This is a genomic window from Nocardioides sp. dk884, assembly GCF_009557055.1.
Taxonomy (GTDB): Bacteria; Actinomycetota; Actinomycetes; order Propionibacteriales; family Nocardioidaceae; genus Nocardioides.
Genome location: NZ_CP045649.1, coordinates 836,052 through 855,284, shown reverse-complemented (window position 1 = coordinate 855,284; position 19,233 = coordinate 836,052). Strand labels below are relative to the sequence as shown.

General features: G+C 75.4%; 14 protein-coding genes. 8 read left to right on the top strand and 6 right to left on the bottom strand.

From position 1 onward, the window contains the following. Nucleotides 1–150 precede the first annotated feature (150 nt). Entirely contained in the window at nucleotides 151–798 is a 648-nt protein-coding gene (locus tag GFH29_RS04185) for a response regulator transcription factor (protein ID WP_194288910.1), read from the bottom strand. A gap of 420 nt (nucleotides 799–1,218) precedes the next feature. Between GFH29_RS04185 and GFH29_RS04180 the strand changes: the two genes are divergently transcribed. The 4 genes from GFH29_RS04180 (at nucleotide 1,219) to GFH29_RS04165 (ending at nucleotide 5,855) form a co-directional block, all read left to right on the top strand. Then, the gene (locus GFH29_RS04180) at nucleotides 1,219–1,842 is read left to right on the top strand and encodes an acyltransferase (protein WP_153322180.1); all 624 of its coding nucleotides are present in this window, start codon (nucleotides 1,219–1,221) and stop codon (nucleotides 1,840–1,842) included. A gap of 496 nt (nucleotides 1,843–2,338) precedes the next feature. Beyond that, a complete protein-coding gene (locus tag GFH29_RS04175; RefSeq protein WP_194288909.1) occupies nucleotides 2,339–3,814 on the top strand; it encodes a family 16 glycosylhydrolase in 1,476 nt (491 codons plus the stop codon). Continuing rightward, nucleotides 3,799–3,936 carry a hypothetical protein gene (locus tag GFH29_RS04170; RefSeq protein WP_153322178.1) on the top strand — a complete coding sequence of 46 codons (138 nt, stop codon included), beginning with the start codon at nucleotides 3,799–3,801 and terminating at the stop codon, nucleotides 3,934–3,936. The genes GFH29_RS04175 and GFH29_RS04170 overlap by 16 nt, the downstream gene beginning before the upstream one ends. 254 nt (nucleotides 3,937–4,190) lie before the next feature. Next, the gene (locus tag GFH29_RS04165; protein WP_153322177.1) at nucleotides 4,191–5,855 is read left to right on the top strand and encodes a glycoside hydrolase family 16 protein; all 1,665 of its coding nucleotides are present in this window, start codon (nucleotides 4,191–4,193) and stop codon (nucleotides 5,853–5,855) included. Here GFH29_RS04165 and GFH29_RS04160 read toward each other — a convergent pair. Beyond that, entirely contained in the window at nucleotides 5,828–7,390 is a 1,563-nt protein-coding gene (locus GFH29_RS04160; RefSeq protein WP_153322176.1) for a polysaccharide biosynthesis C-terminal domain-containing protein, read from the bottom strand. The genes GFH29_RS04165 and GFH29_RS04160 overlap by 28 nt on opposite strands. 130 nt (nucleotides 7,391–7,520) lie before the next feature. Between GFH29_RS04160 and GFH29_RS04155 the strand changes: the two genes are divergently transcribed. Both GFH29_RS04155 and GFH29_RS04150 read left to right on the top strand, forming a co-directional pair. Further along, nucleotides 7,521–9,002 (top strand): hypothetical protein, encoded by a 1,482-nt coding sequence (locus GFH29_RS04155; protein ID WP_153322175.1) that lies wholly within the window; start codon nucleotides 7,521–7,523, stop codon nucleotides 9,000–9,002. Next, complete coding sequence (locus GFH29_RS04150) at nucleotides 8,999–9,835, top strand: hypothetical protein (RefSeq protein ID WP_153322174.1); 837 nt, start codon at nucleotides 8,999–9,001, stop codon at nucleotides 9,833–9,835. The genes GFH29_RS04155 and GFH29_RS04150 overlap by 4 nt, the downstream gene beginning before the upstream one ends. A gap of 28 nt (nucleotides 9,836–9,863) precedes the next feature. On the opposite strand, the gene GFH29_RS04145 is transcribed toward GFH29_RS04150, so the two are convergent. The 3 genes from GFH29_RS04145 to GFH29_RS04135 are packed head-to-tail and all read right to left on the bottom strand — an operon-like array spanning nucleotide 9,864 to nucleotide 13,599. Then, the gene (locus GFH29_RS04145) at nucleotides 9,864–11,075 is read right to left on the bottom strand and encodes a hypothetical protein (protein ID WP_153322173.1); all 1,212 of its coding nucleotides are present in this window, start codon (nucleotides 11,073–11,075) and stop codon (nucleotides 9,864–9,866) included. Further along, a complete protein-coding gene (locus GFH29_RS04140) occupies nucleotides 11,072–11,977 on the bottom strand; it encodes a sulfotransferase family protein (RefSeq protein ID WP_153322172.1) in 906 nt (301 codons plus the stop codon). Before GFH29_RS04140 ends, GFH29_RS04145 begins: the two co-directional genes overlap by 4 nt. Then, on the bottom strand, nucleotides 11,974–13,599 hold the full coding sequence (locus GFH29_RS04135; RefSeq protein ID WP_153322171.1) for a hypothetical protein: 1,626 nt from the start codon (nucleotides 13,597–13,599) through the stop codon (nucleotides 11,974–11,976). The genes GFH29_RS04140 and GFH29_RS04135 overlap by 4 nt, the downstream gene beginning before the upstream one ends. Before the next feature lie 163 nt (nucleotides 13,600–13,762). Here GFH29_RS04135 and GFH29_RS04130 point away from each other — a divergent pair, with 163 nt between their 5' ends. Beyond that, nucleotides 13,763–15,100: an O-antigen ligase family protein gene (locus tag GFH29_RS04130; protein WP_153322170.1), complete on the top strand. Its 1,338-nt coding sequence runs from the start codon at nucleotides 13,763–13,765 to the stop codon at nucleotides 15,098–15,100. Continuing rightward, nucleotides 15,097–16,023 (top strand): glycosyltransferase family 2 protein, encoded by a 927-nt coding sequence (locus GFH29_RS04125; RefSeq protein ID WP_153322169.1) that lies wholly within the window; start codon nucleotides 15,097–15,099, stop codon nucleotides 16,021–16,023. The genes GFH29_RS04130 and GFH29_RS04125 overlap by 4 nt, the downstream gene beginning before the upstream one ends. Before the next feature lie 11 nt (nucleotides 16,024–16,034). On the opposite strand, the gene GFH29_RS04120 is transcribed toward GFH29_RS04125, so the two are convergent. After that, nucleotides 16,035–19,223 (bottom strand): PKD domain-containing protein, encoded by a 3,189-nt coding sequence (locus GFH29_RS04120; protein ID WP_153322168.1) that lies wholly within the window; start codon nucleotides 19,221–19,223, stop codon nucleotides 16,035–16,037. Nucleotides 19,224–19,233: the final 10 nt, after the last annotated feature.

Here is a 19,233-nt window from a genome sequence, read left to right as displayed (position 1 = left end):
GCCGGGCGGCACGGGGATGGTGGCGGGCCCCGGGGCCACCGAGCCGGCCCGGCCGCTGGGGCCACTGTCGCCCCGATCCCCGGACACGTGTGCCGCGGCGCGGCGTACTCCCTCAAATCAGGCACGCCGCGCCGCTCGCGCACGCCCCGCTCAGCGCGGCCGGTCGCGCCCGACGAACTGCCCGTAGGTCGCGACCGCGGCAAGCTGGGAGTTCACCGCCAGCTTGCGCAGGATCGCGCGCACGTGGCTGCGCACCGTGCCGTCGGCCACCCGGCACAGCTGCGCGATCTCCAGCACCGTGCGCCCGGCGTGCAGCAGCTGCAGGGTCTGCAGCTCCCGCGGCGTGAGCGCGGCGATCCTCCTGCTCAGCTCCGCGCCCTCCCGCTCCGTGGCGTGCCAGGCCCGGAGCAGCTGCTCACGGGTCGACGCCGGGATCACCCTCTCCCCGACGAGGACGCAGTGCAGGGTGGTCGCGACCTCGTCGAGCACCGCGGAGGTGGGCAGCACCGCGGCCGCACCGCTCTCCAGCAGCGCGCCCCACACCGGTCCCGGCTCGTGCTCGGTGAGCACGACGCTGGGCAGCCCCAGCTCGCGCAGCAGCACCTGCACGTCGTGCAGGCGCCGCGGACGCCGCAGCTCGCTGGCGACCAGCAGCAGGTCCGGGCCGAAGCGGCGCACGGCCCGCTCCTGGGCGGCGAAGGCTCCCCCCTGCCGCAGGTGCAGCGCCATGGCGACGAACCCACGCCCGCCGAGGGCCGCACGGATCGCCTCCGCCACGAGCGGCAGGTCGGAGGCCACCACCAGCCGGGTCGGGGCCCCGTCGGGCTCCTCCCGTGGCCGTGGGCCAGGGCGTTCTATCCGGCGTTGCTCGGGTCGCACGACAGGACGGCTCGCGACATCGCTCACCTCACACATCACCTCGGTCAGGAGCTGGAATCCACGGACGGCGTCCCCGAGTCCGCCCCGGCGCATCGGTGTGCCGGGCGGCGACAGACCACCGCACCGGCGCTCGTGGCCACGCTCCCGACGCCGTGCTTTCCCTCATATGAGGGACCCCGTCGCGCGTGGTCCCCGCGCCCCGGCCCCGCACCCTGCCCAGTTCTGGGTATGCCGTTCCCGGACGGCCGCCGCCCGGTCATGGCCGGTCGCAGGCTCGCCCCCACCAGCGCGGGACCGGCACGCGGGACCACCACGCGGGTTCAGGGAGCGAGGAGCGCCATGACCAACACCGCCAGCGCCGCCGACACGGCTGCCGTCGTCGTCGCCTCCGCCGACGTCGACCCCCGCGCGAAGCTCGGGCCCGGGTGCCGGGTCTGGCACCTCGCCCAGATCCGCGAGCACGCCGAACTGGGCGCGGAGTGCACGATCGGGCGCGCGGTCTACCTCGGCCCCGGCGTCGTGCTCGGCGCGCGGTGCAAGGTGCAGAACAACGCGCTCGTCTACGAGCCGGCCCGGGTCGAGGACGGGGTGTTCATCGGACCCGCCGTGGTCTTCACCAACGACCTCCTGCCGCGTGCCGTGACACCGGAGGGCAGGCTCAAGACCGCCGACGACTGGGACGTCGTGGGCGTCGTCGCCCGCACCGGTGCCAGCGTCGGGGCGCGCGCCGTCTGCATCGCGCCGGTGACCCTGGGGCGGTGGTCGATGGTCGCGGCGGGCGCAGTGGTCACCCGCGACGTCCCCGACTTCGCGCTGGTGGCCGGGGTGCCGGCCCGCCGGATCGGCTGGGTGGGGCGCGCCGGCGTACCGCTCGAGGACGCCGGGCCCGGCACCTGGCGCTGCCCGCGCACCGGCGAGGAGTACGTCGAGGCCGGGGACGGGCTGCGTGAGGCGGCTCGCTGAGCAGCGAGGCACGGCGGCGGGCGGGCCCCACGGGCCCTCGCATACCCCAAAAAGATGACCCGCCAGCGGCCCGGAAGGCGGCAGAACAGCAGTAGCGTCCACCGGAGGGCCGTCGCCCGGGGCGGTCGATCGCCATGCCATCCTCCATTCCCGACACCGCGGCACGACGGCGCCACCCGTCCGGCAGGTCCGGCGGAACCACCGACACCGAGCTGTCGGAGTCGGCGTCGGCCGCCGAGGGAGCGCACCCCCCATGCATCAGCCCATGCGTCAGCCCATGCATCAGCCCGACCCTCCGCCCCGGCCCACGACCCGACGCCGCAGCCCGCGCCGCCTCGTGGCCCGCCTCGCCGCCAGCGCGCTGGCGTTCCCGCTGGCCGCGGCGCTCGCCAGCACCCCTGGCCCCGGAGCGACTCTCGCGGCACCGGCCTCCCCAGCATCACCCGGGTCACCGGCGTCATCTGTCGCATCGGGGTCGTCGGCCCCCGCATCGGTCGTGCGCCGCCTCAACGACCCGCGCATCAAGGAGTCCAGCGGGCTGGCGCGCAGCACCTTCACCCGCCCGCTGCTGTGGACCCACAACGACCGTGGCGACCGGCCGCGTCTCTTCGGGGTCGGCGCCCAGGGCCGCACCCGTGCGGTGCTGCGCGTGTCCAACGCCTCCGCGATGGACTGGGAGGACGTCGCCACCGGCCCGAACCACACCCTGTGGGCCGGCGACATCGGGGACAACCGCGCCGTGCGCAACAAGATCAGCGTCTACCGCGTGCGCGAGCCGCGCCGGGTCGCCTCGGCACGGGTGCGTGCCACCCGGTTCCGTCTCGCCTACCCCGACGGCCCGCACGACGCCGACACCTTGTTGGTGCGGCCCCGCAGCGGGCGGATCCTGATCGTCACGAGGTCCACGGGCGCCGGCCGCATCTACCGCGCGCCGCGGCGGCTGCGCGCCGACCGGGTCAACCGGCTCACCCGCGTCGCCCGCGCTCCTGCCGATGTGACCGCCGGCGCCTTCGCACCCGAGGGCGACTTCTTGGTGCTCGGCACCGAGGACGACGCGTTCGGCTACCGCAAGGTCGGCGGGACAGGCACCCGCATCGCCCTCCCGGCCCGCCCGAAGGGCGAGTCGTTGGAGGTCCGACGCGGCCGCCGCGCCCTCCTCGTCGGCAGTGAGGGCCGACGCAGCCCGATCTACCGGGTGCCGCTGCCGCGATCCCTGCGCGACGACCCCCGGTCCCCCTCCCCCGACCCTGGCCCGTCGCAGGTCAAGGGCTGGGCCCTGGACATCAACGAAGAGTTCAACACCCTCGACCCGGACCGGTGGAACGTCCGCGACCGCACCTACAACAGCAACGAGGACAGCTACCTGCTCGCCGCCAACACCCGCGTGCGCAACGGCGTCCTGGTCATCGAGGGCCGACGAGAGAGCGCCGGCGGGCGTCAGTACACCTCCGGCTACGTCGACACCAACCGTCACTACTCCGTGCCCAACCGCTTCCGCGCCGAGATCCGGGCCCGGGTGCCGATGGAGCAGGGCCTCTGGGCGGCCCCGCTGTGGTTCCGCCCGACCGACGGGTCCGGCGGCGAGATCGACCTGGTCGAGACCTACGGCCGCGAGGCCGCGCGGCCTCTGGTCCACCAGACCATCCACACCGACTACGGCGCCCAGCACCGCCAGTCCGCGCTGACCTACCCCTTCGCCCGGCTCGGCGACTCGGCGGGCACGGGATGGCACACCTACGTCGTGGCGAAGACCCCCGGACGGATCGTCATGACGGTCGACGGGGTCACCACGGCCACCTGGCGAAGCGGCGATCCCGACTGGTTCGACAAGTACTACGAGGCCGGCAAGCGCTGGAACCTGCGCATCAACCTGCAGATCGGCGGCAGCTATGGCGGAAAGCCCGACGCCAGCACCGACTGGTCCCGGGCCACGATGGCGGTGGACTACCTGCGCACGTGGGTGCCGCAGTAGGACGTCCGGCGCGGCAGCAGCGCGTCGTGCTCGGCGCGCGGTGCAAGGTGCAGAACAACGCGCTCGTCTACGAGCCGGCCCGGGTCGAGGACGGGGACGGGCTGCGCGAGGCGGCTCGCTGAGCAGCGGGGCACGGGGCTCCGCGCGGGCTCGACGGGCCCGCGCATACCCAGAAAAAGATGACCCCTCAGCGGCCCGGACAGCCCGAGAACCCCCACTAGCGTCCATGGAGGCCGCCGCCCGGGGCGGCCTGCGACCTGCCCACCCGCCACGCCCGACACCGCGGCACCACCTCGACACCCCGACCGGTACGCCGGCGGGGCCACCGACACCGTGCGGTCGGGTCGAGGGCTGCCGGGCAGAGGAGCACGACTCCATGGACCAGCGCACCACCCTCCCCGCCCACCCGGTGGCGACCCGGAGCCGCCGTCGGCTGCTTCCGCTCCTCACCGCCGGCGCCCTCGCGGTCCCACTGGGCGCCGCGCTCGCGAGCGGCACCACCCCCGGCACCGCGGCCGCCTCGACCTCCGCGTCGTCCGCGCCCACGAACGACGCGGCGTCGCTCGAGCGGCGCCTGCGCGACCCCCGCATCGAGGAGTCCAGCGGCCTGGCCCGCAGCACCTACCCCCGCTCGCTGCTGTGGACCCACAACGACAGCGGTGATCGCCCCCGGCTCTTCGCGATCGGGCCGCGCGGCGCCACGCGCGCGGTCCTGCGTCTGGCCGGTGCCGAGGCCCAGGACTGGGAGGACATCGCGGCCGGGCCGGACCACACCGTGTGGGTCGGCGACATCGGCGACAACGACGCCGCCCGCGAGCAGATCAGCGTCTACCGGATCCGCGAGCCGCGGACGCTGACCTCGACCCGGGTGCGGGCGACCCGGTTCCGCCTCGCCTACCCCGACGGACCGCACGACGCCGAGACCCTGCTGGTGCGACCCCGCAGCGGGCGGGTCCTGCTCGTCACCAAGTCCGACGATGGCGCCGGCGTCTACCGGGCCCCACGCCGGCTGCGCGCCGACCGGGTCAACCGGCTCACCCGGGTCGCCGACGCCCCGGCCGGCGTGACGGCCGGCTCCTTCTCCCCGGACGGCGGGTTCCTGGTGCTCGGCACCGAGGACGAGGCCTACGGCTACCGCAAGGTCGGCGGGACGGCCACCCCCATCGCCCTCCCCGCGCGCCGACAGGGCGAGTCGGTGGCAGTACGACGCGGACGCCGCGCGATCGTCGTCGGCAGCGAGGGCGTCCACAGCCCGGTCTACCGCGTCCCGGTGCCGGCCGCGCTGCGCGCGGAGGGCACCCGTGCCACCGCCGACCGCAGCCCCGCCGAGGTCGAGGGGTGGGCCCTGGACCTCGACGAGAACTTCGACGAGCTGGACCCGGCGCGATGGAACGTGCGCGACCGCACCTACAACAGCAACGAGCACAGCTACCTGATCGCCGACAACACCAGCGTGCGCGACGGCGCCCTGGTCATCGAGGCCCGACCGGAGAGCGCCGGCGGACGTCAGTACACCTCGGGCTACGTCGACACGAACCGCAGATACTCCCTGCCCGACACCTTCCGCGCGGAGGTCCGCGCCCGGGTGCCGATGGAGCAGGGGCTGTGGGCCGCGCCGCTGTGGTTCCGGCCCACCGACGGGTCCGCCGGCGAGATCGACCTGATCGAGACCTACGGCCGCGAGTCCGCGCGCCCCCTGGTCCACCAGACCATCCACACCGGCTACGGCCTCCTGCACCGCCAGTCCGCGCTCACCTTCCCCTACGCCCGGCTCGGCGACCCGGCCGGCACCGGGTGGCACACCTACGTCGTGGAGAAGACCCCGGGCCAGATCGTCATGTCGGTCGACGGGGTCACGACGGCGACCTGGCGCAGCGGCGACCCGCGCTGGTTCGACCGGTTCTACGAGGCCGGCAAGCGCTGGAACCTGCGCATCAACCTGCAGGTCGGGGGCAGCTGGGGCGGGCTTCCCGATGCCAGCACCGACTGGTCGCAGGCCTCGATGGCGGTGGACTACCTGCGCACGTGGGTGCCCGAGTAGGACGAGCGGCGCGGCAGCAGCGCGGCGAGCTCGGCGGTGTGCAGGCGGCGCCGGTCCGCGGCGGCGTACCCGCCCACGGCGAGGGCGGTGAGGACGACCGACAGGAGCAGGGCGCCCACCCCCTCGCCGACCTGGGCACGCACCAGCCAGGACACCGCGGCGGCGCAGCCGAGCACGGCCAGCAGGCAGCGGGCCAGTGACCGCACCGCGAGGCGGACCCCGGTGAAGCGGCGCACCTGGAGCACCGCGAGCACGGTGTCCAACCACGCGCACGCCGCCCAGCTGATCGCCGCGCCGGTGATCCCGAGGGGCGCGATCAGCGCCAGGTTGGCCGCGACGTTCACGGCCAGCACGACCCCCTTGTTGGCCGCGGCCCACCCGCTGTGGCCCGACATCAGCAGCAGCGACTGCACGTTGCCGCCCACCAGCATGCCCACCCCGCCGACGCACAGGGCCACGACGGCGCTGGTGCCCCGGTCGAACCCGGGCCCCAACAGGTCGAGCACGGTGCCGGCGTGCGCGGCGAGGAGCACGTAGACCGGCGCGCCGGCCAGCACGATCCAGGTGCCGGTGACGTCGTAGAGATCCTGCACGTCCTGGCGTCGGCCGCGGGCGAGCATCGCACTGAAGCGGGGTGCGACCACGATCCGCATCGCCTGCAGCAGCGCCGACCCGGCGCTCACGAACCGCGTCGCGGCGCCGTACACCCCGGCGGCGGCGGGGCCGGCGATCAGCCCGACGAGCACCACGTCGAGCCAGACGAGGGACTCCTCCAGGGCGGCCGACAGGGTGCGGGGCAGCGCGAACCCGACCGCGCGGCGCCGCAGGGCCCGGTCGGCCACCCGGACGACGGGCAGGCCGTGCTGGCGCTCGAAGCGGGTGACCTGGCGGTGCAGCACCCATACCGCCGCGATCACGCCGGGCACGAGCGGGGCCGTCCAGGCCACCCCGGCGGTGACGACCGCGCCGCCGGCGAGGGTGCCGGCGAGCACCGCCACGGGGCGCGCGAGCGGGACCCCGACGTTGCCCACGAGCGTGTAGGGCACGACGCCGCCGAAGGCCCGCGTGGCGGCCAGCGCGGCGAGCATCACCGCGGCCAGCGGGACCCCGCCCAGCACGGCGCCCAGGGCGCCGGAGTCGACGACGTCGATCCCGTGCCCGCTCAGGGCTGGGCGCACCAGCAGCCAGCCGATCCACAGCACCAGGCCGGTGCTCCCGGCGAGTCCCAGGAGCAGCACGCATGCGGCCCGCACCTGGTCCGGCTGCTCGTGACGCAGCCGGGGCACCAGCCAGACCGCGGTGGTGTCGGTGCCGAGGCGCGCGAGGCTCAGGCAGATCATGAACACGCCCATCGCCTGGAGGACCAGGCCGGACCCGGACGGCCCGAGCTGGCGGGCCAGCACCAGCACCAGCACGAAGCCCATCGCCGTGCCGAACAGTGAGCCCGCCAGACTCAGCGCGCCGCCACGGGCCGTGGAGCGCAGCTCCCCCGCCAGCCCCGACGGCGCCGCGGCCCCGACCGGTGTCGTACTCATGGCCTGCCTCTCCGGCGACCTCCCCGGCGGGTCGCCGGCCCACTGTGGGCCGCGGCCCCGAGACGGTTCGCGCACGCCGGCACCTGCTCCCCCTAATTGGGTACGTCGACCCGCGTGCGACGTGCCGCGGGTGCGGCTGCGCCGAGCCTGGGGTCCCACGCACGCCCTCGCCTCCTGGGAGACCCCGCCCGTGATCCGGCCCCCTGCCCCTGCCGCCTCCACCGACACCGCTCCCCCGCCCAAGGTTCCCGGGTTCCCGCCCGACCTCGACGGCCCCCTCGCCTACCTCGCCGAGCAGCTCTGGGGCTCGACCCTGCGCGCCGGCCGGCTGCGTCTGTCGCGGCGCGCCCCCGAGCCGGGGTGGCGCGAGGTGGAGCGCTACCTGGTGCTGCCCTCGATCTCGCGCGCGACGATGCTGCTCCCCGGCGCGCCCAACGCCGCGCTGCGCGGGGCGCTGCTGAACTACCGCGGGCTGCGCTCGGGCGCGACCGCCCTGCAACGCTCGGTGCTCGGCGCCGCTGTCACGACCCGGATGGCGATGCCGTTCCCGCGTCTGTCGGTGCAGGTCCCCGACGAGCCGGCCGGGCGGGCCGATCAGGAGCTCCCGCTGGCGGCGCTCGAGCGGATCCTCGGCACCGGGCCGCTGATGGCCTCGATCGGGGTGCGTACCGGCGCCAACCGCAAGGCGACGCTCCAGCTCGTCGACCCCGCCGGTCACCCCCGCGGCTTCGCCAAGCTGGGCTGGGACGCCGCCAGCTCCGCGGGCATCCGCGCGGAGCGCGCGGCGCTGGCGCACGCGCCGCGCGAGGGACGGGTGCGGGTGCCGCACCTGCTCGCCTCGGGGCCGCTGGACGGGGTGCTGGACGGGGTGCTGGGCGAGCACCCCTACGTCGTGACCGCGCCGCTGCCGCTGGACGTCCGTGCGGTCCGGGGCACGGTGCCGGCTCCCACAGCGGAGGAGCTCGCCGTCCTGTGCCCGCGTGACCGGCTCGCCCCGATCGCCGCGACCGGGCAGTTCCGCGCCCTGCGCGGCCGCCTCGACGCGCTGGTCCCCACCGCGACCACCCGGCCGCTGCTCGCCCTCGCCGGTGACCTGCTGGACGCCCTCACCACGCTGCGCACCGAGGTCCCGGTCACCGCCCGGTGGCACGGCGACCTGACGCCGTGGAACGTCGCGCGCGACGGCGCCGGGACCCTGTGGTGCTGGGACTGGGAGTCCAGCGAACCCGACGCGGTCGCCGGCCTCGATGCGCTGCACTGGTGCTCAGCGGTACGCCGCGAGCGCGGCGAGCGCCTCGACGCCACCACCCCGGCCGCGGTGCTCGCGGACGCCGGGCCCCTGCTGCGTGCGGCGGCGCTGCCCCGCGCCTGTGAGGCCGGCGTCGCGGCGCTGTGGGCCGCGACGATCGCCGAGCGTGCGCTGGGCCTGGCGCTGGGTCCGACGCTGGGTCCGAGGCTGGATCCCACGACGGGCACCCGCCCGGACGAGCCGGCGGCCGAGCGCTGGGAGGACGACTGGGTGCGCCCCGACGAGCTGGCCGCGCTCCTCCTCGGCGCGCGCCGTCTGTTGACGGGCTCCTTCGTCGACGCCGGGGACCGGGAGACCGCATGACGGCCGCCCGCGGCGGCGGCCTCGGGGTCGCGGCCCTCGCGGGGGTGCTGGCGCTGCCGGCCTGCGGCTCCCCCACGGTCGTCCCCGACCCGGCCGGTGATGCCGACGCCGCCCGGGGCGCCAGCGGCGCCGCCGCACCGGCCGACGCCGTGGTCGTGCTGCGCATCGACCCCGACGGCCGGGTCCGCCAGCACGGGTCGGCGGACGTGGCGGTGAAGACCCTCTCCGTGGACGGCGGCCGGGTCACTCCGCGCGGCGCCAGCCCCGGGGCGGGCCCCGCGATGCGTCTGCCGGCGTTCTCCCCCGACCCGGGCCCGTATCCGCGGGCGGTGCTCGCGGTGACGCCGGCGGGTCCGCGTGACCTCCTCGAGCCGGGGACCCGCCCCTTCGCCTGGGGGGCCGACTTCCGGGTGGACAGCGACACCGGCACGAGCGCCGTCGACAACGGCGACAACCTGGTCCAGCGTGGGCTCTCCAACGACCCCGGGTTCTTCAAGGCCGAGCTCGACCAGCGCCGCCCCGGGTGCACCGTGACCGGATCCGAGGACACCCTCGTGGTGCACGCGAGCGAACGGGTGGTCGCCGGGCGCTGGTACCACCTGCGCTGCGAGCTCACCCCCGGGGAGCTGGCCGTCTATGTCACCGAGCTGCCCGCCGACGACACCCCTCGCTCCTTCGCCAGCCACATCAGCGGCTTCGTCGGCGACGTCCGCTTCGAGGACCGCACACCGCTGACCGTCGGGGGCAAGGTCGGCCTCGACGGCAAGCCGCTGCCCCACGCCACCGACCAGTTCAACGGCCGGGTCGCGGCGCCGTACCTCGGCTACCTGTGAGGAACGGCGCTGATCCGGTCGCGACGGCTCAGGGCAGGAAGCGCACCCAGCCGCCGGCCGGTACGCCGGCCACCCGGGTGATCCGGCCGCCCGCGACCAGGCCGCGGCGGCTGGCGTCGATGGCGTAGATCCCCCAGAAGTCCGGGATCCCCGGGCGCCACGAGCGCACCCGGCCGGTGCCGACGTCGGCCACCAGCAGCTTGGCGCGGCGCTTGCCGCCGAAGCCGCCGTGCACCCCGAAGTAGGCGAGCCTGCCGCGCACCCGCACCGCCTGGACGTTGCCGCCGGCCGCCACGCGCCACTGCCGGGCGCCGGTCCGCACCGACCAGGAGCACAGCACGTTGAAGCTGTCCGCGAGCAGGATCCGCTTGCCGCGCGAGGTCACCTGCAGCGAGAGCACCTCACCACCCGAGCGCGCCAGCTGGCGTCCGCGGACGCGACCGGTGGTGAGGTCGAGCGCCACGACGCTGTCGTGCGCCGCGCCCTCCGCGTGCTCGAAGGCGCCACCGGTCCACACCCGGCTGCTCACGCGGTCCACGCCGAGGGCGAAGACCGGCCCGTCGAGCTGCGGGCGGAACGCCTCGTCGAGGCGACCGGTCGACGGCGCGAGGCGGGTCAGCCAGCTCTGGGCGACCCCGCCGACGCGGGTCATCCGGCCGCCCACGAGCAGCCCACCACCGCCGAGCGCCAGTGCCTGCACGCCGTGGTCGAGGCCCGCGTCGAACCCGGGCGCCACCGCGCCGGTGTCCAGGTCGATCTTGGCCAGGCCGGTGCGCGTGAGGCCACCGACCCGCTCGAAGTAACCGCCCACCCACAGCCAGCGGCCTCGGGTCTCCAGTGCCCGCACGACGCCGTCCGTGCCCGGCACCGCACCGGCGACGAAGCGGCCGGTGCCCAGCCGGAAGACCGCGAGGTTGCGAGCCGCCACCCGTCGCCCGTTCGGGGCGATCGCGTGCCGGAACTCCCCACCCACGATGACCAGGTCGCCCTTGATCCGCACGGCCATCACCCGGCCGTCGACCTGCCAGCTGCGCCGGACCTTCCCCGGGCTCCCCGAGCGGGGCACCGCGGCCCGGGCCACGCTCGCCGTCGGGGCGGCCGCGGCGGCGGTGGTGGCCGCGTGCGCCGGTGCGCCGACCACTCCGCCCGGCACGACGGGTGCGAGGAGCAGCAGGGCCAGGGTGGGCACCAGCGTCCGGGCCAGGCGGGGCACGCGCGAGAGGTGGCGCCGGGTGCTCACGTCCACCCCAGCGGGCGGCCGAGGAACTGCTCCAGCTCGGCGTTGTGCGGGGCGAAGAACTGCGCCAACCGGTCCCGCTCACGGGCCGGCACGGGGTCGCTGCGGCGGCTCGCGTTGAGCCCGGAGGTGCGGCTCAGCCGGGCCGGGGGCAGCCCGAGGAAGGCGCAGGTGCGGTCGAGGACCGCCTGCGGGTCGGCGTACAGGTCCTCGCTGCGCAGCACCAGCAGCTGCTCGGGCGGGAAGGACGCCAGCCAGTTGCGGATCTGCGGCAGATAGATCCCGCGGGCGCGGTAGGAGTACCAGTCGTGCGCGGTGGCGTAGTAGGTCGGGTCCGCCGCCATCCGCTCGAGCTCGCCGGCCGTCCGGTCCTCCTCGGCAGCGAGGGCGTCGGCGAAGCCGAGCGGCTCGACGCCGTTCTCGACGCGCTCCTGGTAGTGCGACCAGGCCCGCTTGACCGGGTCGCGCACCAGCATGATGCTGCGCACCCCCGGGGCCACGCGGCGCACGGCCGCGGCGATCCGTGGGTCCCACACGTAGTACGGCGAGGCCTCACCGCCGAGCGGGGCGTGCCCCAGCCGCGCGCCGAGCACCGCTCGGTAGGGCCGGGCGTGGAAGTGCGAGCGGTACCAGCGCTCACCGCGGTGGGTCTCGCGGAAGAAGTAGTCGGTGCTCTTCTTGCCCCGCACCTGCGGGTAGAGCCCGAGCAGGCCGGGGTGCTGGAGCAGGTAGTCGAACATCGAGGTGGTGCCGCCGCGCTTGGTGCCGATCACCAGGAAGTCCGGGGCGGGTCGCCACGGCGAGGTCGCGACGCCGTACGCACGGGTGGTGCGGTTGGCGGCGTCCTTGATCCAGCGCGGGGCGCCGTCCTTCAGGCCGCTCCCGGGGCGAGCACCAGCGCTCATGTGCGGGTCCTCGCCGCCTCGTCGGCCGTGTCCTCGGGCGAGGCGGCGACAGTGGGCTGCTCGGCGTCGAGGTGCTCACCGCGGCGCTCCAGCGCGTGCTCGTGGGCGGGGCGTGCGCGACCGTGCACGTCGAGCGTGCCCAGCACCCGGCCCTCGACGGCCACGACATCGGCGACGCCCGCGGCCAGGTCACGGCGGCGCGTGCGCCCGGTGCTGCTCACCACCAGCACCGCGTCGGCGACCCGGGCCGCGAGCATGTGGCCCGCGGTGCCGGCGGCGGGTCCGAGGCAGACGACCGTGTGCGCGGCGAGCGCGCCGCGCTCGGTCAGCGCGTCACCGAAGCGGGCCAGGACGCCCGCCTCGCCGCCGCGCGGCTCGAACCACCGCACCCGCAGCCGGGGATGGCGCGTCGAGCGGTAGGTCACGCAGCCGAGTGCCGGCGCCTCGGAGCCGTCCGGGACCGCGGTCTCCGGGTCCAGGCGGAGCTCGGTGCCCAGTGCGCGCATCCGGTGCTGCGGCACCCCGACCAGCACGAGCTCGGCGTCCCCGTCGCGACCCGCCGCCGCCATCGTGAGCGCAGCGCCGAGGGTCGGCAGGCCGGACTCGGCGTCGTCGCGACCGGTCGCGTCGAGCACGGCGAGCACCCGGGACTCCTCCTGGCCCGCGACCACCGCGGCGGAGCCGAGCGACGCTTCGAGGAACTGCCAGACCCGCAGCAGGGCGTCCTGCTCGGCACCGCGCGCGGGCAGGCGCAGGTCCTGCGGCAGCCGCGCGAGCAGCGGCCCGGCACCGGCCGCGACCAGGTCCTCCTCGTCACGGACCCGGCCGTCGAGGGCGTCGCGGGCGAAGGCGAGCACCAGGCCGAGCAGCAGCCCGGCCAGCAGGCCGCCGCCGACGAGCACCGAGGGGGCGCGCCCGGTGGTGGCCCCGATGTCGCCGGCCGTCGTGATCACGGTGCCGCCGGTCGTCTCGATCGCGCTGAGCCCGCCGATGCGCAGCAGCAGCTCCTCGATCTCGGCGTTGAGGAGGTCGCGCTCCTGCGCCGCGGCGTTCGCCTGCCGGCTGCCCGGGGGCGCGTCGGCGAGCTCGCGGGTCGCGGCGAGCACGTCGTCGCGCAGCAGGTCGCGGCGCCGGCTGAGCTGCGCCACCGCGTTGGCCACCCGCTGGCGGGCGAGGCTGCCGCGGTAGGTGAGGAACTCCTCCGCGATCCGGTCCGCGCCGGCGACCGCCTCCTCGACGCTGCCGGCGGTGTAGGTGAGCCGCAGGACGGTGGCGTCGGGATAGACCTCCGCCCGCAGTCCGCTGCGCAGCTCGGCCGGGGTGGTGTCCTCCAGCCCCTCCGCCGCGCGTGCCACGACCTCCGAGGACCGGACGGTCTGCACCTCCGTCTGGGCGTCGATCAGGCCGGACGGCTCGCGCTGGAGGTCGAAGGGGTCCTGGGAGATGACGTTGAGGTTCACCGTCGCGGCAGCGGTTGCCGTGCTCGGTCGCAGCGCGGCGTACGCCCCGCCGAGGCCGGCGCCCAGGACCGCACACACGAGCAGCACCACCCAGCGCCGACGCAGCACCCGCCCGTAGCGAGCCATCCCCCACGGGTCCGGGACTGCCTGACCAGCATGCATCTAAGACTCCCAGCTCGAGACGGCCGTCCCCCACGGACCGGCGGAGCGCCCACCGTAGGGAGCGGTCCCGGCCGCCCCGTCTGGTCCGGAGCGGTATCCCCCAGATGGGGTATACGGCGCCGGGCGGGAACCTCCGGCCCGGGCCGCGCCCCAGGATCCGAGCATGTCGAGTCCCTCCCCGACGCGTGCGCTGCCGGCCAGCGGTCCCCGCGAGGCGAGCAGCGCTCCGGTGCGCGGCGCAGCCGCGGACCTGCCCGCCTGGCCGGTCGTGGTGCTGTTCGCCGGCCTGCCCCTGTGGTGGGCCGGCGGCGTGCTCGACCTGGTCTGGGTCCCGGCCGCCCTCGTGATGGCGCTGCTGCTGGGGCGCGCCCACGCCGTCCGCGCCCCACGCGGCCTCGGCGTGTGGCTGCTGTTCCTGGTCTGGTGCGCGGCGTCCGCGATCATGCTGAGCACGGCCGCCGACCTGCTCGGCTTCAGCTACCGCCTTGCGCTGTACGTCGCCGGCACGGTGCTGCTGCTGTACGTCTACAACGCCCGCGACCGCCTCACCGAGCGGGTCGTGTGCGGCTGCCTGGCGCTGTGGTGGGTCTACACGGTGATCGGCGGCTTCCTCGGCCTGCTGCTGCCCACGGCGCAGCTGCGCACCCCGCTCGCCCGGGTGCTGCCCGACTCGCTGCTCGGCAACGAGCTGGTGAGCCACATGGTCGTGCGCCGGCTCAGCCAGTTCAACCCGGACTCGTTCCTCCAGGTCGCCCCGCGCCCGAGCGCGCCGTTCCTCTACACGAACAACTGGGGCAACGTGTACTCCCTGCTCCTGCCCTTCGTCCTGGTCCACCTCTGGCAGGTGCGCGGCGAGCGCCGGTTCTGGCCGCTGCTCGCGCTGCTCCCGGTCTCCGCGGTGCCGGCGCTGCTCACCTTGAACCGCGGCATGTTCCTCGGCGTTGCCCTCGCCGCGGCGTACCTCGGCCTGCGCGCGCTGCTCGCGCGGCACGTGGCGGTGGTCGCGGGGCTGGCGGCCCTCGGCCTGGTGGCCGTGGCGCTGTTCCACGCCCTGCCGGTCGAGGAGCGCCAGGGCACCCGGCTCAGCAGCAGCGCCGACGCCACCAGCACCGACGACCGCGCCGCGCTCTACGTGCAGGCGCTCCGGCTGGTGCCCGACTCCCCGCTGTTCGGCCACGGCGCCCCGGTCGCCACGCTGGGCGAGAGCGGCGTCCCGGTCGGGACCCAGGGCCAGGTCTGGATGGTGCTGGTCTCCCACGGGCCGGTCGCCACCGTGTGCTTCCTGGGCTGGTTCGCGCTGGCCCTGCTCGGCACCCTGCGCCGCCGCGACCCCGTCGGGCTCGCGTGCAGCACCGCACTGCTGGTCGGCAGCGTCGAGCTCTTCTACTACGGCGCCCTGCCCTACGGGCTGCCGCTGCTGATGGTGGCCGCGGCGCTGGGGCTGCGTAGCGCCGAACCCGCCGACCAGCCCGACCCCTCACCCGAACCGGAGCGCGCATGAGCCTGCCCCCGATCACGCCGTTGGTCACTGTCGTCATCGCCACCCGCGACCGTCCCCAGATGCTGCGCGAGGCGATCGCCTCGGTGCGCGCCCAGGACTACCCCGGCCCGATCGAGATCGTCGTGGTCGCCGACCGCTCCGAGCCCGACCCCCTGCTGGACGCCGACGACGGCCGGGTGAGCGTGCGCGCCATCGCGAACGCCCGGCGTCCCGGCCTGGCGGGGGCACGCAACACCGGCATCGAGGCCGCGCACGGCGAGCTCGTCGCGTTCTGCGACGACGACGACCTGTGGCTGCCCGCCAAGCTCACGCGCCAGGTCGCCGCGCTCACCACCCGCCCGGAGGCGGTGCTGTGCTGCTGCGGCATCCGGGTCGCCTACGACGAGCACACCCACGACCGGGTGCTGCCCGCGACCGAGATCGGCTTCGCCGCGCTGCTGGCCGACCGGCACACCGAGCTGCACCCCTCGACGTTCCTGGCCCGCACCGCCGCCCTGCGCGGGGCGGTGGGCCTGGTCGAGGAGGAGATCCCCGGCGGATTCGGGGAGGACTACGAGCTGCTGCTGCGCTGCGCGCGCGCCCACCCGGTGCTCAACGTCCCCGAGCCGCTCGCGGTGGTGCGCTGGGGCACCCAGTCGTTCTTCTTCCGCCGCTGGGAGACGATGGCCGCCGGGCTCTCCTGGCTGCTCGCGCGCTACCCCGAGTTCGAGAGCTCGCCGCGCGGCTCCTCCCGCATCCACGGCCAGATCGCCTTCGCCCACGCCGCGATGGGGCACCGTCGCCAGGCGCTGGGCTGGGCGAGGCGCTCGATGCGGCGCAACCCCGTCGAGCCGCGCGCGGTGCTGGCCCTGGCCGTCGCCGCCCGCGCCGTCACCCCCGACCGGGTGATGGAGACGCTGCACCACCGCGGGCGGGGGATCTAGCTTCCTCGCCCTCAGGGGTTGGTGGTGAGCGTCGCGCGCAGGTCGAAGCCGACATCCCGGGTGCCCCGGAAGTTCAGGTGCGTCTCGGCGGCGATCACGTTGGTGCCGCTGCGCAGCAGCGAGGCCGGCACCGTGACGAGCACGGGGGCGGCGTTGGCCACCGTGCTGTTGCGCGCGGAGGTGGCGTAGGTGCTCGAGGTGACCGGTCCGGTCGGCATGTTGGCGCGGGCCACCTCGGTGCCGTTGACGTAGACCACCACCCCGTCGTCGGCGACGGTCTCCAGGTCCAGGCGCACCGCCCGGGTCGCGTCGGTCACGGTGAAGCTGCGCCGGAAGTACGCCGCCAGCGGCCGCTCCGCCGTGGTGGCGAACGTGTCGATGTTCGTGCCCAGCGTGGCGGTGGCGCCGAACCCGAGCGAGCCGGCTCCCCGACTCCATCCGGAGTCGTCGAACGTCGTGGCGTTCCACCCGGTCGCCGGGGCCCCCGCGGCGTAGCGCCAGGCCCAGGTCGCGCCCTTCTCGACGACGACGCTGGTGGCGGGCGGCAGCGGCGCGCTCACCGTGACCGAGCGGGTCAGCTCGGTGGACGCGCCGTCGTCGTCGGTGACCACCAGCGTCACCGGGTAGGTGCCCGCGGCGGCGAAGGTGCGCGACGCGGTCGCCCCGCTGGCGGTGCTGCCGTCGCCGAAGTCCCAGCGGTAGGAGTCCACCGTCCCGTCGGGGTCGCTCGACGCCCCCGCGTCGAGGGTCGCGGTCAGCCCGTCGGTGGTGAACGAGAACGCCGCGACCGGCGGACGGTTCGCCGGGGCGCCACCGCTGCCGCCGGCCACGCCGGCCGCCCAGAGCTCCTGCACCTGGGCCGCGGTGAGCGCGGTCGGGAAGGTGGCCACCTCGTCGATGGCGCCGTTGAAGTGCTCGGTCAGCGGCCACTTCTGGTTGTAGAAGTTGCGCCCGAAGACCGCCTGCTCGTTGGTGAGGTCGGTGTAGCCGACCCGCTGGTAGCCCTGGGTCAGCCCGCCCGCGGTCCCCTCGTAGGTCCCCAGCAGGATGCCGTCGACGTAGAGCGAGGCGGTGGTGCCGCTCCAGGTGGCGACCACCTGGTGCCAGCGCCCGTCGTTGAACCTCAGGCCCTGCAGGCGCACGTTGTTCAACCGCGGCCCGAGCGGGTCCGGGCTGCCCGCACGCGGCGGCTGGTGCACGGAGAACACCACGTTGCCGTTGTTGTCCATCGTCACCGCGCGGTCCGACAAGGTGCCGACCCCGGTCTTGGCGTCGGTCACCGCGAGCAGCGACCCGCCGGTGATCGAGGTGGTGTTGAACCACGCGGACTGGGTGAACGTCGGGGTGAGCGTGAGCGGGTCGCGGGAGGTGAGGTGGCCCGTGGCGCCGTCGAGGCGGACCGCGCCGTCACCGGCGATCGCGCCGGGGCTCGCGGCGACGCCGCCGACCTTCTCCCCCGGCGAGCCGGCACCGGCCGCGCTGTCGGCGAGCGTGGCGCCGGTGTCCCCGGTGCGCCAGTAGAGGTTCGCGCCGAGCGAGCGCACCAGGTCGGCGTACGCCGGTGGGGCGCTGGTGCGCACCGTCGCACTCGCCGAGGGCGAGCTGGCGCTGGTCCGGGTGCCGTCGCTGACCCGCAGCCGGTAGCTGTACGTCGCGCCGGGGGTGAGCCCGGTGTCGTCGAAGCGCATCGTGGGCCGGCTCCAGGGGTAGGACTCGGCGGTCTGCTCCTCGACGACCGTGTTGCCGCGCAGCAGCTGGTAGGTCAGCGTGCCGCTGTCCTTGTCGATGACGGCCGGCCACTGCACGGTGAGCCCGCCGGCGGCGTTGGCCTGCACCGTGGGTGCGGCCGGGTTGTCCGGCGCCGAGGCGTTGCCGGACGCGAAGCGCGCCAGCCCCTGCTGGGCTGCGTTGTTGACCCGGCTGAAGTCGCCGCCGACGAACATCTGCGAGCCGTCGGTGGCCAGGACGCGCGGGCCGACCGGGCTGGTGCCGGTGCTGGCGTTGGTGTTGGGCGACCAGTGCACGAACGAGCCGTCCTCGACGTCCTGCCCGACCAGGCGCCACCAGATGAACTCGTCGCGGGAGGTGCCGCCGACGTAGCCGCCGCGGGCGTCGCCGTAGTTGAACGCGCAGTCGTGCTGGTGGGAGGCCTTGTAGAGCACCCCGTCGAGCAGGGCCAGCCCCATCGAGGCACCCAGGCAGGTGCTGTTCCACACCAGCTCGCCGTCGCTGATCCGCGCGCCGTAGGTGCCCTCGTAGCAGCCCGGCGGGTCGCCCTCGGCCGTGACGTACGCCGTGCTCCCCGAGGAGATGATGTCGGTGACGCGCGCCTTGCAGTTGATGTTGATCGGCTGGGTGGTGTTGGCCCCCCAGGTCGCCAGCGCGCCGGTGCCCGGGTCGACCGAGGCGACCGCGCCCGTGGTGGTGCCGTTGACGGTGGCGAACTCGCCGCCGACCAGCACCCGGCTGCCGTCGGGCGCGATCTCGATCGTCTGTCCACGGGCGTCGAGGTCCGCGGTGAAGCCGGACCGCAGCGCCCCGGTCGTGGGATCGAGCGAGGCGAACCGCGCCTTGGCGGCGCCGCGGATCGTGGTGAAGTCACCCGCGACGTAGAGGCCGGTGGACGAGGCCGCGACCGCCATGACCGTGGTGTTGGCGTTGGCGGTGAAGCCGGTGGCGAGGGTGCCTGAGGGCAGGTTGAGCGCCGCGACCCGGTTGCGGGTCTGGCCGTTCACGGAGGTGAACATCCCCACGATGTACATCCGCGAGCCGTTCGGGGAGATCGCGATGTCGTCGACGCGGCCGTTGAGGGTCACGTTGAAGCCGGTGACCAGCGCACCCGTGCTCGCGTCGAACGCGGCGAGGTTGGTGCGGGTGACCTCCCCGGCGCCACCGAGCGCGACGCCCGGCGGCCGGACCCGGGTGAAGGTGCCGCCGGCGTACACCACGCCGTTGGACACCGCGATCGCCTCGACGTTGTTGTTGGTCTGCCACATCGGCGAGGTGACCCCGCTCAGGCGCTGGTCGCGCTCGGCCGCGACCGCCTGCGGAGCACCCGCGACGCCGATCGCGAGCAGGGACCCGGCGCCCACGACGCCGGCGAGGAGGGCCCCGAGGGCGCGGCGCGTCCGACCCGCACGCGACCGGGTGCGGCGGGGGCCGGGGGCGCCTCCGGAGGACAGGGCGGCGGTGGGGCGCATGGCGGGCCTT